At 61.3% G+C, this 17,456-nt stretch carries 18 protein-coding genes; 10 read left to right on the top strand and 8 right to left on the bottom strand.

Features of this window, described 5'->3' with window-relative positions; genetic code table 11:
• Positions 1-2: 2 nt before the first annotated feature.
• Genes dapF through CFII68_RS16890 form a run of 3 tightly spaced genes read right to left on the bottom strand, consistent with a single transcriptional unit; the run spans position 3 to position 2,274 of the window.
• The gene (gene dapF / locus CFII68_RS16880) at positions 3-833 is read right to left on the bottom strand and encodes a diaminopimelate epimerase (protein WP_018605424.1); all 831 of its coding nucleotides are present in this window, start codon (positions 831-833) and stop codon (positions 3-5) included.
• 4 nt (positions 834-837) lie between these two features.
• Positions 838-2,085, bottom strand: coding sequence for a diaminopimelate decarboxylase (lysA, locus tag CFII68_RS16885; protein ID WP_018605421.1), 1,248 nt, complete (start codon positions 2,083-2,085; stop codon positions 838-840).
• Between the two features lie 9 nt (positions 2,086-2,094).
• Complete coding sequence (locus CFII68_RS16890; protein ID WP_018605419.1) at positions 2,095-2,274, bottom strand: lipoprotein; 180 nt, start codon at positions 2,272-2,274, stop codon at positions 2,095-2,097.
• Positions 2,275-2,459: 185 nt separating this feature from the next.
• Here CFII68_RS16890 and cyaY point away from each other — a divergent pair, with 185 nt between their 5' ends.
• The 3 genes from cyaY to rnk all read left to right on the top strand — a co-directional run bounded on the left by cyaY (position 2,460) and on the right by rnk (position 3,731).
• Complete coding sequence (gene cyaY, locus CFII68_RS16895) at positions 2,460-2,792, top strand: iron donor protein CyaY (protein ID WP_018605417.1); 333 nt, start codon at positions 2,460-2,462, stop codon at positions 2,790-2,792.
• A gap of 4 nt (positions 2,793-2,796) precedes the next feature.
• Positions 2,797-3,015 (top strand): DUF1289 domain-containing protein, encoded by a 219-nt coding sequence (locus CFII68_RS16900; protein ID WP_018605415.1) that lies wholly within the window; start codon positions 2,797-2,799, stop codon positions 3,013-3,015.
• Between the two features lie 305 nt (positions 3,016-3,320).
• Positions 3,321-3,731 (top strand): nucleoside diphosphate kinase regulator, encoded by a 411-nt coding sequence (gene rnk, locus CFII68_RS16905; RefSeq protein ID WP_014340819.1) that lies wholly within the window; start codon positions 3,321-3,323, stop codon positions 3,729-3,731.
• A 7-nt stretch (positions 3,732-3,738) separates the two neighbouring features.
• Here the strand turns inward: rnk and CFII68_RS16910 are convergent, their stop codons facing one another.
• The 3 genes from CFII68_RS16910 to CFII68_RS16920 form a co-directional block, all read right to left on the bottom strand.
• Entirely contained in the window at positions 3,739-6,582 is a 2,844-nt protein-coding gene (locus CFII68_RS16910; protein WP_018605412.1) for a class I adenylate cyclase, read from the bottom strand.
• A gap of 169 nt (positions 6,583-6,751) precedes the next feature.
• Positions 6,752-6,997 carry a TIGR02647 family protein gene (locus CFII68_RS16915; RefSeq protein ID WP_018605410.1) on the bottom strand — a complete coding sequence of 82 codons (246 nt, stop codon included), beginning with the start codon at positions 6,995-6,997 and terminating at the stop codon, positions 6,752-6,754.
• Between the two features lie 271 nt (positions 6,998-7,268).
• Positions 7,269-7,553 carry a hypothetical protein gene (locus CFII68_RS16920; protein WP_018605408.1) on the bottom strand — a complete coding sequence of 95 codons (285 nt, stop codon included), beginning with the start codon at positions 7,551-7,553 and terminating at the stop codon, positions 7,269-7,271.
• 124 nt (positions 7,554-7,677) lie between these two features.
• On the opposite strand from CFII68_RS16920, the gene CFII68_RS16925 reads away from it, so the two are divergent.
• Positions 7,678-8,337: a glutathione S-transferase family protein gene (locus tag CFII68_RS16925; protein ID WP_018605405.1), complete on the top strand. Its 660-nt coding sequence runs from the start codon at positions 7,678-7,680 to the stop codon at positions 8,335-8,337.
• A 509-nt stretch (positions 8,338-8,846) separates the two neighbouring features.
• Here CFII68_RS16925 and CFII68_RS16930 read toward each other — a convergent pair.
• Together CFII68_RS16930 and CFII68_RS16935 are read right to left on the bottom strand one after the other, a co-directional pair.
• Positions 8,847-9,983, bottom strand: a complete 1,137-nt coding sequence (locus CFII68_RS16930; RefSeq protein WP_018605401.1) for a catalase family protein — start codon at positions 9,981-9,983, stop codon at positions 8,847-8,849.
• A 31-nt stretch (positions 9,984-10,014) separates the two neighbouring features.
• Positions 10,015-11,820: a di-heme-cytochrome C peroxidase gene (locus CFII68_RS16935; protein WP_018605399.1), complete on the bottom strand. Its 1,806-nt coding sequence runs from the start codon at positions 11,818-11,820 to the stop codon at positions 10,015-10,017.
• 269 nt (positions 11,821-12,089) lie between these two features.
• Here CFII68_RS16935 and CFII68_RS16940 point away from each other — a divergent pair, with 269 nt between their 5' ends.
• The 6 genes from CFII68_RS16940 to CFII68_RS16965 form a co-directional block, all read left to right on the top strand.
• Positions 12,090-12,803, top strand: a complete 714-nt coding sequence (locus tag CFII68_RS16940; protein ID WP_018605396.1) for an FKBP-type peptidyl-prolyl cis-trans isomerase — start codon at positions 12,090-12,092, stop codon at positions 12,801-12,803.
• A 294-nt stretch (positions 12,804-13,097) separates the two neighbouring features.
• Positions 13,098-13,553 carry a YkvA family protein gene (locus CFII68_RS16945; RefSeq protein WP_018605394.1) on the top strand — a complete coding sequence of 152 codons (456 nt, stop codon included), beginning with the start codon at positions 13,098-13,100 and terminating at the stop codon, positions 13,551-13,553.
• Positions 13,554-13,667: 114 nt separating this feature from the next.
• On the top strand, positions 13,668-14,009 hold the full coding sequence (locus CFII68_RS16950; protein ID WP_003204574.1) for a helix-turn-helix domain-containing protein: 342 nt from the start codon (positions 13,668-13,670) through the stop codon (positions 14,007-14,009).
• Positions 14,006-14,377, top strand: a complete 372-nt coding sequence (locus CFII68_RS16955; RefSeq protein WP_003179080.1) for a hypothetical protein — start codon at positions 14,006-14,008, stop codon at positions 14,375-14,377. Before CFII68_RS16950 ends, CFII68_RS16955 begins: the two co-directional genes overlap by 4 nt.
• A complete protein-coding gene (locus CFII68_RS16960; RefSeq protein WP_014339701.1) occupies positions 14,378-14,779 on the top strand; it encodes a sel1 repeat family protein in 402 nt (133 codons plus the stop codon).
• A gap of 188 nt (positions 14,780-14,967) precedes the next feature.
• A partial coding sequence (locus CFII68_RS16965) for a DUF6531 domain-containing protein (protein WP_018605387.1) occupies positions 14,968-17,456 on the top strand: 2,489 nt, incomplete at its 3' end.

The raw sequence follows: 17,456 nt of genomic DNA, 5'->3' as shown, positions 1-17,456 counted from the left end.
ACTCAAAGACGAATTTGTCCTTCGTATACGCGCACTGCCGGGCCGGTCATCATCACCGGTTGGCCAGGGCCTGCCCATTCGATGGACAGGCGCCCGCCGGGCAGGTCGATCAACAACGGCGAATCCATCCACCCCTGGCTGATCGCAGCGACTGCGGCCGCACAGGCGCCGGTACCGCAGGCCTGGGTTTCCCCGGCGCCGCGTTCCCAGACGCGCAATTGTGCGCGGTGGCGGTCGATGACTTGCAGGAAACCGACGTTCACTCGCGCGGGGAAGCGCGGATGATGCTCGATTTTCGGCCCCAGCTCATGCACCGGGGCACTGTTGATATCTGTCACGCGCAGCACGGCATGGGGGTTGCCCATGGAGACCGCTGCCAGTTCCACCGTGGTGTCGTCGACATCCACCTGATAGCTCAAGGCCTGGGCAGATGCCTGGAAGGGAATGTCCGCCGGTACCAGGCGCGGAGCGCCCATGTTGACGCCGATCTGGCCGTCGCTGCGCACATCCAGTTCGATGATGCCGCTCTTGGTCTCGACGCGGATCTGCCGCTTGGCGGTCAGGCGCTTGTCCAGCACGAAACGGGCGAAGCAGCGCGCGCCGTTGCCGCATTGCTCCACTTCCGAACCGTCGGCGTTGAAGATCCGATAGCGGAAATCCACGTCCGGGTTATTGGGTGCCTCGACGATCAACAATTGGTCGAAACCGATACCGGTGTGCCGGTCCCCCCATTGCTTGGCGTGCTTGGGCAGGATGTGCGCGTGCTGGCTGACCAGGTCGAGGACCATGAAGTCATTGCCCAGGCCGTGCATCTTGGTAAAACGCAGCAGCATGGTCTTACTCCGGCAGCAGGCTTTCGCCGGCAAACAACTCGGCTACCGTCTCGCGGCGACGCACTTCAAATGCCTGATCACCGTCCACCAGCACCTCGGCGCAGCGGCCGCGGGTGTTGTAGTTGGAACTCATGACAAACCCGTAGGCACCGGCCGAATGCACGGCCAGCAGATCGCCTTCTTCCAGCGCCAGCTCCCGACCCTTGGCCAGGAAGTCTCCGGTTTCGCAGATCGGGCCGACGATGTCGTAGCTGCGCGCAGCGGTGTCGCGAGGGCGCACGGCGGTGACGTCCATCCAGGCCTGGTACAGCGCCGGGCGGATCAGGTCGTTCATCGCCGCGTCGACGATGGCGAAATCCTTGTGCTCGGTGTGCTTGAGGTACTCGACCTGGGTCAGCAGCACGCCGGCGTTGGCGACGATGTAGCGGCCCGGTTCGAACATCAGCGCCAGGTCACGCCCGTCGAGGCGCTCACGCACGGCCTTGATGTAGTCGGCCACCAGCGGCGGCTCTTCGTCGCGGTAGCGCACGCCGACACCGCCGCCCAAATCGATATGACGCAGGTAGATGCCGCAGTCGCCGAGGCGGTCGACCAGCGCCAGCAGGCGGTCGAGGGCATCGATGAAAGGCTCCAGGGTGGTCAGTTGCGAGCCGATGTGGCAATCGACGCCCAGCACTTCCAGGTTCGGCAGTTGGGCGGCGCGCACGTACACGTCTTCGGCGTCGGCAATGGCGATGCCGAACTTGTTTTCCTTGAGACCGGTGGAAATGTACGGGTGGGTGCCAGCGTCGACGTCCGGGTTCACGCGCAGGGAGACCGGCGCGCGGACGCCCAGCTCGGCGGCGACGATTTGCAGGCGCTCCAGCTCGTCGGTGGACTCGATGTTGAAGCAGTGCACGCCAACTTCCAGGGCGCGACGCATGTCTTCACGGGTCTTGCCGACGCCGGAGAACACGATCTTGTCGGCGCTGCCGCCAGCGGCCAGCACACGTTCGAGCTCGCCACCGGAGACGATGTCGAAACCGGCGCCCAGGCGCGCCAGGACATTGAGCACACCCAGGTTGGAGTTGGCTTTTACAGCGAAACACACCAGGTGCGGCATGCCCTCGAGGGCATCGGCGAACGTGCGGTACTGGGCTTCGATGTGAGCGCGGGAGTAGACATAGGTCGGCGTGCCGAAACGTTCGGCGATCGCGGACAGGGCAACCCCTTCCGCGAACAGCTCCCCGCCACGGTAGTTAAAAGCGTCCATGGCGTTCCCTTAGTAAGTGGTGTGAGTATCGTGCGAGTGCGACTTGGATTGCGACGACTTGGCCTGTTCTGCTTGTTCTTCGGGAGACTTGCTGTCATCAGGCAGGTACAGCGGACCTTTTTGACCACAGGCTGTCACGAGGCAGGCAACCGCGACGAGCGCAGCAAGGGAAGAGATCAGGCGCTTCATGGCGAAATCCTTGAAAATGCTTTAATTGCGCCGGAGTATACCGGCCACCCGTCAGCTTGCCTATGCAACGGGGCGCCCGTCCGGCGGCGCTGGTGGTCGTCAGTGGGTATATCCTTTGCAATCGCCGGGAAGCGTCCGTATCTTGCGGCGCTTGAGCATGAGCAGACATTTTCGAGGTTGCCGCAATGAGTTTGACTGAAGCCCGTTTCCACGACCTGGTCGATGCGACCCAGCAAACGCTGGAGGATGTGTTCGATGACAGTGGCCTGGACATTGACCTGGAAATCTCCGCCGGTGTTCTCACCGTCAAGTTCGAAAACGGCAGCCAGTTGATTTTCAGTCGCCAGGAACCGTTGCGGCAATTGTGGCTGGCGGCGGTCTCCGGTGGCTTTCATTTCGACTACGACGAAGAAAGCGAACGCTGGATGTGCGACAAGAGCGAAGAGCAGTTGGGCGAGATGCTCGAGCGCATCGTCAAGCAGCAGGCTGGCGCGGAACTCGATTTCGAAGGCCTGTGACGGCGTGAGCCAGACAGCTCCGATACGGCCTCCCAAGCCGCTCTACAGCAACGTCAGCCCGGCCGTGCCGTCGCCGTGTACCGGCGTGTGCAAGCTGGATGAGCAGAAGGTCTGCCTCGGTTGCTTGCGCCACGTGGAAGATATCCGCGAATGGCGCTCGGCCGACGACGAACGTCGGCGGGTCATCTGCGCCGAGGCGGCTAAACGCAAATCTCTGGTGTGATCGCCCACTGTGTGGGAGCAAGGCTTGCCTAGCAACCCTGTGGGAGTAAAGCTTGCTCGCGATACAAGCGCCTCGGTTCCAGAGAGACCTCGCTGTATTCATCGCGGGCAAGCCTTGCTCCCACAATCCCCTCGCCACAGTAATTCTGCTCCCCATGACAATGGGTAGATTTGTCCCGAGTTGTTTATTTATTGAGCTGTGGTAGTGTCCAGCTACGCCTCCACTTATCGAGGCCCGTGAAAACCCCGCCTTTTTGTGGCGGGGTTTTGCTTTTTTTGTGCAGAAGAAAGGAGTCTGCCAGGATCATGACCGCACCTTCCATTACCCTTACCCGTCTGGACGTACAGCGTCTGGAACGCCTGATCGACAGCCTTGATGAAACGCTGCCGGGCGTGATTGCGCTGCAAACCGAACTGGATCGCGCCGAGAACGTGGTGGGCCACGAAGAAGTGCCTGCCGATGTCGTGACCATGAACTCGCGCGTGCACTGCCGCGAAGAAAGCAGCGGCAAGGACTATCACCTGACGCTGGTTTATCCACAGGACGCCAATGCCGACGAAGGCCGGATCTCGATCCTGGCGCCAGTGGGCAGTGCGTTGCTGGGCCTGAAGGTCGGCCAGCACATCGACTGGCCGGCCCCGGGTGGCAAGACGCTGAAGCTGACGTTGCTGGAGGTCGAGTCGCAGCCGGTCAATGGCGGCGACTGCGCGTTCTGAACCCGTCTCAGACCTGGTTCAGTGCCTCGTTCAGGGCGCGTTCCAGGTCGGCCTTGTAGCGCAGGTACAAATTGCTTGAACAGGCGCCGTCGCCCACCAGGCCCGAGAGATCCAGGTCGGTGATGTAGCAGCGATAGCGCTGGGCTTCGCGGCGCTGTTCGACGATCTCCCTGGCGACCACGCGGAACAGTTGGTCGCCATGTTCCAGTTCGGAAAACTCCTGCTGATCGCAATACAGGGTGACGTGTACCTGCCCGTGCGCCGCTTTGCCGATGATCGCCTGCACGTCATAGAACGGCTTGTTGACCAGCATCTGCGGGGCTTGCCGCGCTTCGATCCGTCGCGCCCGGCCGCTGCCTGAGGGCAATAACTGGTAGTACAGGGTTTCCAGGGTCAGCGGCTGGGCGACATCCAGCGGCAGCAGGGCATCGCGACGGTACAGCACCGATTGCAAAAAGCGCTGCAGCGGCACCAGCAGGCTTTGTTCGTCGTGATACGGCACGTGTTGCTGCCACAGTGCGTTGAACTCATCGAGCACATACAGATCGGCTTCGTCTTCGTTGGTCCGGTAGAACACCTGGATGCACTCGGGCTGGCCCATGGGCAGGATCAGCGCCAGGTCGTGGTCTTCCAGGGCCATCGGGTCCAGGTGCAAGGGGCTGTAGGCCGTCAGTTCCTCGCCCAGGTAATCCATCAGCGCCGACAGGCTGCCCAGCGCCACGTGATTGACCTGGCCGGGCACCAGCTCCAGCACGTGATAGTGCTGCTGGACCTGAAGCAGATAGCGGTGATTGAGCCTGCTCAGCAGCAGGGTCTGCGCCGTGTCGATGACTTCTTCGACGCGCCGCGCAATGAATTGGGCGCGGTTGTGGCAGAAACAGCGCACCTGCAAGCGTGGCTGGTGCTGGGTGACGGGCAGGTCGTTGAGGTAATCGCGCAGGCAGTCGAGCAGGGCGTGTTCGCCGTCAAAACGGTTGACCAGCACCTCGTTCCAACTGTTGAGCGTGACCTGGTCGAGGGTCAGCACCAGGTTCTCCCGGACCCCGGCATAACTCAGGGAGTCGGTGCGCTCGGTGGTCATCAGGATATTCAGGTCGCGGTGGTGCTTGAGCGGGTCGACGCCGACGTTCACCAGAATCAGCACTTCGCTGGGCACGCTGGCGCGCAGCAACTGTGCTTCATCCACGGTGGTCAAGGGCAGGGCGATGGACTGTTGCAGGCTGCCCAGCAGATTGAACAGTTCGAACTCGCTCAGGTCGCTGTCGCCTGGGTGCAGCGCCAGGCGCGTGCTGCTGTCGATCACGCCGTTGCGATGGCACCAGGTCAGCAGTTCCAGCAGCTCGCGGCAGCGCTTGATCGGCGCGAAATTCTCCCACTCCAGGGCGTTGAGGCTGCCGTTGTACAGCGCCCACTGGTTCTGCCCCGGTTCTTTCTTGTTGGGCGACTGGACCAGCGTCAGGGTGTCTTCGGCCAAGTCCGGCGCGATGCCAGGGTTGATGAACTCGACCTTGTCGGCCTTGCGCTCGAAGGCCGCATACAACCGCCGGCCAAGCACGTTGAGATCGCGCTTGTTGATCAGGCTGACGGTTTTCTCGGTGCGGGCGAACTGGGTCAGGAAGCGGTAGCTGTGGGTGAGCTCATTGACCAGGGCCCGTCGCTCGTGGCTGACCTGGCGGACTTTCCATTGGCTGCGGCTGTCCAGCAGCGCCAGTTGACGCTGGTCCCAGCCCCATTCCCGAGCCAGTCGCTCGAGCAGTACCCGTTGCCAGCCGCTGCTGCGCGTCTGGCCGGTGAGCTTGCGATTGACCTTCAGGTACAGCGCGCGGCGGATCAACTCCAGGCGTTCGGATTCGCCGCGGGCATTGAGGTATTCCTCGATGCGGCGGTAGACCAGCATGTACGGGTCCAGCTCTTCGAGGTCCAGGCGATTGGCAAACACGGCCTGTTTGAAGCGTAGGCTCAGGCAGCGGACATTCGGGTGTTCGCTGGCATAGACCTCGGTCAGCAGCAGCTTGAGCACGGACTTGTAGGGCGACTCGATACCTTTGAACAGCTGCCAGAGCCCGGCACCGACGAATTCGCCTGGCGGAATGTAGGCCAGGTGCCCCAGGTCCAGGGTTTCATCGGCGCGAATGAAACGCTTGGACATCAGCGTATGGGTGTACTGCTCATAGTTCTCTTCTTCATAGACCGGCACCAGCCACCAGATCGGCGTGCGCCCGGCCAGCCAGATCGCGGTGCGGTAGAACTCGTCCAGCAACAGGTAATGCTGGGTCGTGCCGCAATCGTCGGAACTGAGCTGGTTGTCACGGTCACCCCTTACGAAACGCGCCGGGTCGATCAGGAAAAAGTGGGCTTCGGCGCCCTGGGTCGCGGCCCAGATCTCCAGCAACTGGCATTTCTTGCGCAGCTCGGCCAGTTCATCGTCGCTCAGGTCCGGCCCGTGGCACACCCACACGTCCATGTCGCTCTGGTCGGCTTGGGCCAGGGTGCCGAGGCTGCCCATCAGGAACAGGCCAAGGATCGGCCGTGGCGGGTTGCTGCCGTGCCGGGGCTTGTAGGAAAACGAACGGGTCAGCCGCTGGGCTTCGGCAAGGATATTGGCGTCAGGCTCGTAGTTCGACAGCCCGGCAGGCGTGCTGCCGGAAACGTAGCCGGGCAGCAGCGGATGGTTGACGTGGAAGAACAGCGGCAGCAACGTCAGCACGCCTTGCTGGCGCGGCGACAGGCCTTCGAGGGCGCGCTCCATCCGCACGGTGTTGAGCTTGAGAAAACGTGCGCGCAACTGGCTCAAGACCTTGCGGTCGATTCCCTCGTCCAGATCGGGGCGTATTTCGTGATTGCGGGTCATGTCAGCTCAAACCGGCTCGCGGCGTCGAACGTGGGGGTGATGGCAGGTTAGCGCCCGATCTTGGGAATTCTTAAGCTGAAAACAGAATTCGGATGCCGGTTTTTTACGCAAGGCACCCGTGCGCCTGCGGAAATCCCGTAAAGGAGATTTCCGTGGGCGACAGGGGGGATCAGGCGGCTTCTTGCACGCTGAGTATCGTCAGGACGGTTTGTACGTTTTGGGCGGCATCTCGGCCCAGGCTTGTCAGGTAACCACCGTCGGGCTGGGTGATCAGATCTTTTTCGAACAGGCGTTGGGCAGCGGCAATCGCTTTAGGGGCAGCGGTCTGATGAATTTTCAGGCCTTCCTGGGAACTGTCCAGGTTGAAGAGTGCGAGGATTTCCAGTTCGGCAACCAGCTCAGGGGTAAGCGACATAAGGACTCCAGACTTTCTAGGAATTTGGTCGACAGCGTCACTAAGGTGAGCGCACTCGGCCGGCCTGTCCAGTCTCAGTGTCATGCTTTTTTGCCTGAAAGCATTTTTTGTGGCCCCGCAGAAGCAGCGTAGGAGCTGTGTAGGAGCTGACGAGTGCAACGAGGCTGCGATCTTGTCCCAGACAATTGAGTCGAGAGCGAAAGATCAAGATCAAAAGATCGCAGCCTTCGGCAGCTCCTACAGGGCGCAGCCGAGCGGGAGCAAGCACCGTTCACTTCTTCTCTGGCGGCAACTCAGGCAGCGCGCGCAAGGCGGCTTCGTACCACTCGGTATTGAACGGGCGATCCTCTTCCAGGATCGCATCGATCTCCACCGCCAGCACATGGGCCATCAGGTTGAGGATTTCTTCGCGCTCATAACCGACCAAGGTCAACTTGTTGAAAGTGGCCTTGGCTGCAGGCGGATTGTCACTTTCGATCTGGTTTTCGATGGCCTGGATCAGCGTGTTCTCGACGAATTCTTCTTCGTCGTTGTCGACGTCGGTTGGCTCGCTCATGGCAGGCTCCTGGGAGAAAGGTCGCCAGTTTACCTGCATTCAGCGGCGTGATGCGCCTGGCAAGAAATACCCCGACGGTCTATAACGCAATGCTGCCAACCCCGCACGGCCTGGAGGCTTTGTAATGCTCGAGCTTTATGGTTTCTCTGTCAGTAACTATTACAACATGGTCAAGCTGGCGCTGTTGGAGAAGGGCCTGCCCTTCGAAGAAGTGCCGTTCTACCCCAACCAGACCGCCGAAGCGTGGGCCATCAGCCCGCGCGGGAAGGTGCCGGTGTTGAAAGCCGAGCAGGGGTTTATCAACGAAACCAGCGTGATCCTCGAGTACATCGAGCAAACCCAGCCAGGCAAGGCCCTGCTGCCCAGTGACCCGTTCGAGCGCGCCCAGGTATTGGCCTTGTGCAGGGAGATCGAGTTGTACATCGAGTTGCCGGCGCGGGCTTGCTTTGCCGAGGCATTTTTCGGCATGACGGTGCCCGATGCCATCAAGGAAAAGAGCAAAGACGAATTGCGGCAGGGGTTCGCCTCGCTCGGTAGGCACGGCAAATTCGCGCCCTACGTGGCGGGCGATAGTCTGACCATTGCCGATCTGTATTTCTTCTACAGCGTCTCGCCGGCCTGCCAGGTGGGCAGGAAGTTGTTCGATATCGACCTGCTGGCAGACATGCCGGCGGCCAAGGCGCTGATGGAGCGCTTGGAGCAGAATCCGCATGTGCAGCGGATTGCCGCGGACAGAGAGGCGGCGATGCCTGCGTTTTTGGCGATGATCGCTGCCAAGAAGTGAGTTTTGAGGTGTTTTGAAGTGAGTCATCGCGAGCAGGCTCGCTCCCACATTTGATCTCCATGGTCACAAAATATGTGTTCACTGAAGATCCAATGTGGGAGCGAGCCTGCTCGCGATAGCGGTGGTTCAGCCACATAGATGCCGGCATTTGTCCCGCTGTTGCTGTTGCTGTTGCTGTTGCTGTTGCTGTTGCTGTTGCTGTTGCTGTTGCTGTTGCTTTGGACTTTGATCTCGACGCCCCGTTAAACCACGCTGGCCGAACGCAGGCATTGCGCAGTGGGCAACCCGGCATGGATGCCGGGATAGCCGCGCTGGGCCATGGATGGCCCTTCGCGGCGGGCCCACGGAGCAATGCCGGAGTGAGGGCACACCGAGCCTAAGCGAGGTGCCGAGTGGTGGGGCAAAGCGCTTTTGCTTACTTTTGGCGCTCTTCCAAAAGTGAGCCGCTGTAAGAGCGGAACCGTCAGCAGCCGTTACCAAAAAAACGGATATACACCCCAATCCAACCTCTACAGCTCAGCATTCCGCCGATGACGATAATCGCTGACCGCCTCATACACCGCCTTACGCAAGCGATTGATCCCACCAATAGGCCGGTGCGCCTCAATCCCAAACCAAGGATTGAACGACTGATTATCACAAGCCAGATTCAGCTTGGGCGTATCAAAATCCTGAGCCGGCACCTTAATGCGTGCCACAGTCTCGAACGGTGCATCACTTTCCTGCCATTCAATACTGGTGTCTTCGATCGGCATGTACTTGCTCGGATCCTGACGCTGGATCTGCAAGACAAAACACGCCGGCACCCGGTCTGTGGACAACTGCTGGTTCAATGCGCTACGCAAGAAATTCGGCAGGTCCTGGTTCTGCGGAGGCAAGGTGTAGCTTGGGCAACTGTCCGGGTCCGGTGCGACGCGAAACTTGGCGTTGGCCTCACCGAACTTGTAAGGCGATACCGAGAAGTAAGTGGTCTGGGTCGGGCTGGCCGGAGCCGGCGAGAGGGTCGCCAGGGCGATGAATAAATGCCGAATCTGCCAGCTGCGCGGGTCCAGGCTTGGAAAGAAAGCCATCGCCTTCTTCCCGTCAGCCTGAGCGGCCACATTCTGACGGTACTCGGCGACATCACTGACGAAGAAGTTCGGATGATTGAACATCACGAAATCCTGCTCACCCTGTGATTGCCGGTCAGCGAGCAGTTGCTTGCCCGGTACGTTCATCAGCTTGATCGCCATCCCTCGTGCATCGCGCAGGCTATCGAATTGCGGATAGGCGTTGCCGTTGGACAGGCGAATCGTCGCCTGCCAGACCTTCCCCGGTTCGGCAAATACCCCTTGGCGCAACGCTGCCGGCAGGTCGCTCGGCACCTGGACTTCGGCCATGACGCACCCGTGCGCTTTGGCATGGGCATCGCGCAGGTAGCGCGTGCTTTCGCGGTGCTGCTCGACGATGCGAATAGCGGTCTGGATGATGTCCTGGGTCATGGCCGCTTCGCCGGGCGCAACCTGTTCCTGGTCCGGGACCGGTCCCTTGTGTTGCCAGGCAAACCAGGCCGTGGACAGTGCCCAGCCGAGCAGCCCGATGCCCAGCAGCCACAGGAGCGTCTTGCCCAAAAAGGCACCGAGGCGCAGCCAGAGCGTGATCAACATTGAAACTTCCTTTTACCGGTGGGGTTCATCATTACAGTTGCGACTCCAGTGGCCCGCCCAGCACCTTTAAATACTCCAGCAACGCCCAGCGTTCCTGCGGTTGCAGAAGACGCCCAATGACGCCGTTGCCGCGCTCGCCTGCGCGGAATTCATGGCCACTGTTGTGGTTGCCAGTGATCCGGGTATCGAAGAGAAATGCGTTGGTGAAGGCTTCGGTGCGATAGCCCAGGTGGCGCGGGTCGTATTCGAAGTTGCCTTTATAGAACGTGGTCGCGCGCTCGTCCTGGGGGGACAGCAGTTGATAGATCGTCGGCACCGAGCCGTTGTGCAGGAACGGTGGCGTGGCCCAGACGCCCGCCAGCGGCCGGGCCTTGTAGGCGCGCAATTCACGTACGCCGATGGGCAAGCCGAAACCGTCCAGGGCCGGGCGCTCGGCGGGGGTGACGCCGGCGTCGCGGTAAGCGCGGTTTTCGACGAATGCCGTGACATAGGCCAGGCCTTTGGCGACCGAGAGTTGGCTCAAGTCCAGCGGCTCCGTCGGGGTCGGGTGCAGTTGCACGTCCAGCTTCGCCAGCTCGGCCGGATCCCATTGCAGGCTGGTCAGGTCGTAGCGGTGGTCGGCGATGTTATTGGCGGTGCCCGGGTCGGTGCCGATCACTTGTACGGGGAGCATGTGCAGTTGTTGGACCGGCCTGTCAGGCCCCTGAACCACTTTGGGCACATGGCAGCCGGCGCAGTTTTCGGTAAACAGGGCCCGGCCCTTGGCCGCCAGCGGTTTGTCGATCGAGCCCAGCAGCGCTTCCGGCCACACGGGCGGCTTGAGCAGTTGTAGGGTCTCTTCGATCTTGTTCAAGTCGCGCACACGCACGCTGGAGGGGTAGCGCGCATCGCCTTGCAGCGGTTTGCCTTGGGCGTCGAAGAAATTCAGCGTGGCCCCGACTCCCAGTGCCTCACCGACGTTGCGGGCCATCGGTTGCTGGGCCGATCCGTTCCACTGGACCCAGTCGAATGTCCACATTTCCCACAACTGCGGGTAATCCACCGGTGCGTTGGCCACCCGGTAGTTTTGCGGCGAAATGGCGTCGCCGAAGCTGGCATTGGCGATGCGACCGAAGGCGTCGGTGCGGCCAGGGCCTTCTTCGGTGGGGTAGAGGCCGCGATGGGTGTCGTTCCAGGCCACCCGCAGGAACGTGTCCAGGGAAACCTTGAACGCTTTGCGCAATTCCTCGTGGCGGGCGTCGTAGTCCTTGCCCAGTACTTGGCGGGCGAAGCGCTCGAATTTCCAAGGGTTGTAGTAGGTAGACGCCAGACTGGCGACCAATGCCTGCCCGAAACTGCCACCGCGCAATGTAGGAACACTGGAAGGCAGCACGTGTTGAGCCGAGCCACCATCGATTCGTATCGCCTGGCCCTTGAAGCGCAATTCGCCGGTATGACACGCCGCGCAGGTGATATCCAGGAACTGGTCGGTGCTGCCCGGGTTCTGGTGCCGCGCAAACCCTACCGGCAAGTTGCCGGGATTGGCCGACGAGGCTTTCTGCGCCGGATCGATCAGGAAGCCGAAGCGCGCCAGGTACTCCGGCGATGCGAAGCGTTGTTGCGAAAACGGCAGTTCGAGGACGGTGAACCAGTCGTAGCGCAAGCCTTTGACCTGGGTGCCCTGGGGCGTGAAGTAATACGTCTGGCGCTCGGCGGCGCTCCATTGATCCAGGTAGTGCACCTGTTCGATGGGCGTATAGAACGGCAAGCGAGGATTGGCGACGTAATAAAGCACCACGGCCACGACAACGATCAGCAGCGCGAGGAGCAGCAAGAGAATGCGAGAGAGGAGGCGCACGGTAACGTCCTTGTTTTTTTTGATAAGCCCTTATGCCTCAGTGCTGCGCGTCGGGCAAGTGGCCATTACCCTGGCCTGTGGAGGAGCGGCAATTTGCCCCTGTACGTAACAGATGACAGATGCTTCATTCGCCGGGGATTAAAAAGCGTTTGCAGACCTGAACTTATCATTACTTTGTGGCTCACATGCCGGTAGCCATTGGTCGTGGCCGCCTGATAAGCTCGCGGCTTTATTCGATTGCCCTTTAGGCGCATGAACAAGGAAATAGCATGAAACAGCATCGGTTGGCGGCGGCGGTGGCCCTGGTTGGCCTGGTACTCGCGGGTTGCGACTCGCAGACCAGCGTAGAGCTGAAGACCCCGGCGCAGAAAGCTTCCTACGGTATTGGCCTGAACATGGGCAAGAGCCTGGCTCAGGAAGGCATGGATGACCTGGACTCCAAAGCGGTCGCCCAGGGCATCGAAGATGCCGTCGGCAAGAAAGAACAGAAGCTGAAAGACGAAGAACTGGTCGAAGCCTTCGCCGCGCTGCAAAAGCGTGCCGAAGAGCGCATGGCCAAGATGAGCGAAGAGTCGGCAGCTGCCGGCAAGAAATTCCTCGAAGAAAACGGCAAGAAAACCGGTGTCACCACCACCGCTTCCGGCCTGCAGTACGAAGTGGTCAAGAAAGCCGACGGTCCACAGCCTAAGCCGACCGACGTAGTGACTGTTCACTACACCGGCAAGCTGACCAACGGTACTGTGTTCGACAGCTCCGTTGAGCGTGGCAGCCCGATCGACCTGCCGGTCAGCGGCGTGATCCCGGGTTGGGTCGAAGGCCTGCAACTGATGCACGTCGGCGAGAAGTACAAGCTGTACATCCCGAGCGACCTGGCCTACGGCGCCCAGAGCCCGAGCCCGGCCATCCCGGCCAACTCGGTCCTGGTGTTCGACCTGGAACTGCTGGCGATCAAGGATCCGGCAAAAGAAGGCGCAGCCAAGTAATCGCGTCTGCTATAACGACAACGCCTCGCTTATGCGGGGCGTTGTCGCATCTGGGCTTCGGCAAAATGGCAAAAAAACCGAACGCACGATGCAGGGTATAGTCATAGGCAATACAGGCGCTGTGCTAGACGCAGTCAGCCGGTCAAGTCAATGAAATATTGGGTTTTTTTATGTGAGTAAAAAACGCCCGATCTAAGCCGGGCCCTTATGAAACGGGGGCTTCAGCGGTGAAATGCAGCTCTGTTCACAAGGTTATCCACAATTTGTGTGGATAACATTTCAGTGGGAGAAAAAATGAAGGCCCCGTGGAATTTTGCGCGATTTCTGCCCTTGGCAGGCCGCCTGCTGGCCCGCGGTCGATTGCCGACGTTGCTGTTCGCCGTTGCCAGCAAAGGTGCCCGGGAGGGCGGACGGCTGGGCAAGCTCAAGGAGGACCTGCGTCTGTTGCAGGCCTTGTGCCTGGCCTACTGGCGAGGCGAATACCGTGCTGTCAGCGCCAAGTCGATGCTGTCGGTGGTGGCAGGGCTGATGTATTTCCTCAGTCCCCTGGATGCGATTCCAGACATCTTGCCGATGTTTGGCATGTTCGACGACATCGCGGTGCTGGCATGGATCATGAAAACCCTCGACGTTGAACTCGAGGCATTCCGCGCCTGGCGTTATCGGCAATCGCCCGAGAAGCTTGCACAGGTCGAAAGGCTTCCCGATACCCCGGAACAACTCCAACTCCAAGGTCAGAAAAAAACCTGATTCGGTAGCACTTACCCCAGAGAATTCATCGCCCCGCGACCTTAGCCGGTATTAGGATTACACTTCCCAGAAAAAAGGCTGACTCGCTAAGTGTTGTTGTCCTACGGGGTAGACATGGATATTCAAATAATCACACGTGACGGAGAGCCCGAATACGCGGTTTTGCCGTGGGATCAGTACCAGTCGTTGTTGAAGGCAGCAGGCATCGATCAAGCTCCGCCGCGCGAAGCGACAGTCCGTCACGCGGCGGCACCGGGCCAGGTTCTCCCTGGCCTGGATCAATTACGCAGTTTACGCGAAGGGAAGGGCATCGCCATCGAGGCGCTGGCCCGCACGGTAGGTATCAGCCCGTCTTATCTGGCCTTGATCGAGAGCGGCGAGCGTCAGCCCGATGCCGCGATTCGGCGCAGTCTGGCCTGGGAGTTGACGGTGCCGGGTTGGAGGGAAGAATCGTGAGCGTACGCATCAGTCGGCAGCATTGGGATGGGTTGTTGGGTGAGTTGGACCAAGCGCGTCGCCAGCGCCATTTATTGACCTACCGCGCCTTGCTCGAGCGTTTGCAACTGCCCAGCCCGGCCATGCAGACCTTGACCGCGGCCCTTGAACACCTGGCGGCGCTGGACGCACGGGCGGAACAGCCGCTACGCAGTTCATTGGTGATCAGCCAGGGCGCCAGTCGGTTGCCGCGCACGGGGTTCTTTGAGTGCGTTGAACGCCTGGGCCGCTTTTCCGGGCCTTCCGATGGCGTGGCCGCCGCCTCCTGGCACGCTTCGGAAGTGGTTCGGGTATTTGAATACGAGTACCCCGAATCGGCGGAGGCCTGAGTGCTCTGGCGACTCAAGGCGCGGGCCGGTTACTGGCTGGCGCGTCGGTTGTTTCATTGGTCCTGGTTCGTCCGCCAGCCGCGTGGCTGGACCTGGCTCGAGGGTCAGTTCTCGCGCATGGCGAACCTGGGCGACGTCGGTGCGCAAAGCTTCTATGGGCATATCCTCACGTTTCGCGGCCAAGGGCTGGGCGCTCGGGAAGAAGGGATTCGCCTGTTGCGGTTGGCGGCACTGGCCGGTGATGGCAAGGCCGCCTACCAGGTCGGCGTGATCAGCCTGGCCGGTACAACCAGCAAGGCGCCGGACCCGGTGGAAGCGGCACGTTGGTGGACCTTGGCGGCGAAAGCCGGGCACCCGCTGGCCGAAATCAAGCTCAAATCACTTGAAACTCGCGATATCTAGGGTTATCCACAGGCGATTCGTTGTGCAGCTCGGACGAATTTAGCGAATCGCCCTACGCGCTCTGTCTCCTTCCCCTGACTTAATTCCCCTGTCATCCCCGGCAAAGTCTCGCGCTCCCTGAGTGCTGCGAGACGTCTGCCCATGTTCGACCGTTTTTTCCTGCCGGCCCTTGAGCGAGCCCTGTCCTGATGGATCAGGTGAGCCGAATCGAGCAGGAACTCGACAGCTTCAAAGGCACCTTGTCGGTCTACCGCGAGCAGCTCGATCGCTGGTACAGCCGAGCGGCGGACCGTGCCAGCCATGCCGCTGACCTACCGTCATTGATGGGCATGGAGCGGCTGATCCGCTTTGGCGACAGCACCACCGCTGTCAGCACCGGTGACGATGACTTCCTCTCCACGGTCGTCCAGTGCCCCAAGGGCGGGCCGATGACGATCGAAAGCAAGTTCGAGTCGGTGTACGACATCCCGCTGGGCGACATCGTGGTGGATGTGGTGGATGTGGCCAGCGGCGAGGTCACGCCGGTGACCTTGGATGCCCAAGGCCTGGGGACCTTCACGGGGGAGGCGGGCAAGTCCTATCGGGTTCACGTTCAGGGCGAGGTGTCCGCCAGGCAAATCGCGAATCTGTTTTCTTCCTACGATGGCCTGACCACCGATCTGACGGACTGGTTGCGCGGTGAGTGGCAGGGTTTCAAGCCGCGATGGGCGCAGCAGTCCTTGGCGACTTCCGCAGCAGCTGTGGGGAACGGGTTGCTCGCCGGCAGTTGGGCGGCGATTGAAAGTGTGTGGGACAGCATCAGCTTGCTCTCGGACATCCTCAAGGATCCCGGTCAGTTTGTTGATCGGTTGGGCGAAAGCGCTGATCAGTTGAAAAAACTGGCTCAGGACACGCCGCAAGTGATGGCCAAGCTGCAACTGCTGGCCAGCGACGAAGCGGCGCTGTGCCTGTTGGTGCGCACTGCCAGCCTCTGGCTGGAGATGTTGCCGCCCAGTGAAGTCGCTGGCGAAACGGCCAAAGGGCTCTCGACCGTGGCGGTGCAACTGGTGATCGACTTGCTGATCGGCGTGGTCTTGACCTTTGCCGGGGCGGGGGCCGGGATTGCCTACTTGTCGATGCGGTTGGCCAGGCACGGCGCAACCCTGCTGAACGCCATGCAGCGTTTCATCCGTGCGATCTTCGCAGTGGTAAACGGCTTCATGAGCTACGTGGACCGCTACAAAACCGTGGCGGCGCGCGGCATTGCGGCGGGGATAAAGAAAGGTCGGATGCAACTGCGCTGGGATGCACAGCGCAACACCACGCTGAAAAGACACGAACCCCACGACGACGCCCCCACCCAGTCGAAAAACCCCAACGGCGACCCCGCCGATACCGCGTCCCAGACCCAGACCAGCGGCTGCCCGGTGTCGATGGTCACCGGCGAAGAACTGCTGACCCTCGACGACGGCACCCTCGATGGCCGCTTGCCGTTTGTCTTCACCCGTTTATACCGCACCAGCGCCGCCGACTTGGATGTCGGCCTCGGGCGTGGTTGGAGCCATGCCCTGGCCCATCGCTTGGAACTCGACGGCGAGCAGGTCACCTGGGTCGACCAGGAAAACCGCCGTACGACCTTTCCACTGCCCAGCGCCCAACGTCCGGCGATCCACAACAGCCTGGCCCGCGCGGCGATCTACCTGGGCACTGAGGCAGACGAACTGATCGTCGCCCAGCCCGACGAAAACGCAGCGTTCCTGCACTTTCGCGACGGCCACCTGAGCGCCCTCAGCGACCGCTACGACAACCGCCTGACCCTCCAGCGCAACATCCATGGCGACATCTGCCGTTTGGACAACGGCGCCGGGCGCGCCCTGCGCCTGCGTTACGAGCAGCGCCACCTGATCGCCGTCGATTACCAGAGCTTCCATCCCGCCATCACCCTCGACGAAGCCTGGCGGACCGAACAGACGCTGGTTTCCTACCGCTACGACGGACGTTTCCGACTGATCGAAGCGACCAATGCCGCCGGTGAAAGCGAGCGCTACGACTACGACGACCAACACGTCATCCTCCAGCGGCAACTGGCCGGCGGGGCGAGCTTTTATTGGGAATGGCAAGGCGTCGGGCCGGCGTCCCGCTGCGTACGGCATTGGGCCTCGTTTGCGCAGATGGACAGCCGCTACACCTGGGGCGAAGACGGCAGCGTCACGGTCCGGCACCTGGATGGTAGCCAGGAGGTGTATGTCCACGACGAGCGGGCGCGGCTGGTGCGCAAGGTCGAGCCCGACGGCGGCGAGCACCTCAAGGCCTACGACGAACAAGGTCGCTTGATCGCCGAGCAGGACCCGCTGGGCGCCGTGACCGAATACCGCTACGACGACGTCGGACGGCTGGTGGCGCTGCTTCCCCCGGACGAGGCGTCGACGTCCTACGAATACCGCAACGGTTTCCTGCACAGCCGTGCGCGCGGCAAGGCCGTGTGGAGCTACCGGCGCAATGCCCGCGGCGAGGTGATCGTCCTCATCGACCCGGACGGCCGGCGCACGGAATATGCCTACGACGCCCATGGGCAACTGCTGGCGACGTATGACCCGGACGGTGGCGAACATCGCTTCACCTGGAGTCGCCTGGGCCAACTGACCGAAGAGGTCCTGCCCGACGGCAGTCGCCGGTGTTTTTCCTACGATGCCCTGGG

Origin of the sequence: Pseudomonas sp. CFII68, assembly GCF_000416195.1 — a bacterium.
Lineage (GTDB): Bacteria > Pseudomonadota > Gammaproteobacteria > Pseudomonadales > Pseudomonadaceae > Aquipseudomonas > Aquipseudomonas kilonensis.
The sequence above is the reverse complement of the archived record's forward strand: the minus strand, read 5'-3'. Positions and strand labels throughout refer to the sequence as shown.

Bases quoted from the DNA above. Each gene is read 5' to 3' on its own strand.
- dapF (WP_018605424.1), bottom strand. From the start codon at position 833: ATGCTGCTGCGTTTTACCAAGATGCACGGCCTGGGCAATGACTTCATG.
- CFII68_RS16945 (WP_018605394.1), top strand. From the start codon at position 13,098: ATGAAGGCCCCGTGGAATTTTGCGCGATTTCTGCCCTTGGCAGGCCGC.
- CFII68_RS16920 (WP_018605408.1), bottom strand. From the start codon at position 7,553: ATGAGCGAGCCAACCGACGTCGACAACGACGAAGAAGAATTCGTCGAG.
- CFII68_RS16940 (WP_018605396.1), top strand. From the start codon at position 12,090: ATGAAACAGCATCGGTTGGCGGCGGCGGTGGCCCTGGTTGGCCTGGTA.
- CFII68_RS16890 (WP_018605419.1), bottom strand. From the start codon at position 2,274: ATGAAGCGCCTGATCTCTTCCCTTGCTGCGCTCGTCGCGGTTGCCTGC.
- rnk (WP_014340819.1), top strand. From the start codon at position 3,321: ATGACCGCACCTTCCATTACCCTTACCCGTCTGGACGTACAGCGTCTG.
- CFII68_RS16925 (WP_018605405.1), top strand. From the start codon at position 7,678: ATGCTCGAGCTTTATGGTTTCTCTGTCAGTAACTATTACAACATGGTC.
- CFII68_RS16915 (WP_018605410.1), bottom strand. From the start codon at position 6,997: ATGTCGCTTACCCCTGAGCTGGTTGCCGAACTGGAAATCCTCGCACTC.
- CFII68_RS16910 (WP_018605412.1), bottom strand. From the start codon at position 6,582: ATGACCCGCAATCACGAAATACGCCCCGATCTGGACGAGGGAATCGAC.
- lysA (WP_018605421.1), bottom strand. From the start codon at position 2,085: ATGGACGCTTTTAACTACCGTGGCGGGGAGCTGTTCGCGGAAGGGGTT.
- CFII68_RS16950 (WP_003204574.1), top strand. From the start codon at position 13,668: ATGGATATTCAAATAATCACACGTGACGGAGAGCCCGAATACGCGGTT.
- CFII68_RS16930 (WP_018605401.1), bottom strand. From the start codon at position 9,983: ATGTTGATCACGCTCTGGCTGCGCCTCGGTGCCTTTTTGGGCAAGACG.
- cyaY (WP_018605417.1), top strand. From the start codon at position 2,460: ATGAGTTTGACTGAAGCCCGTTTCCACGACCTGGTCGATGCGACCCAG.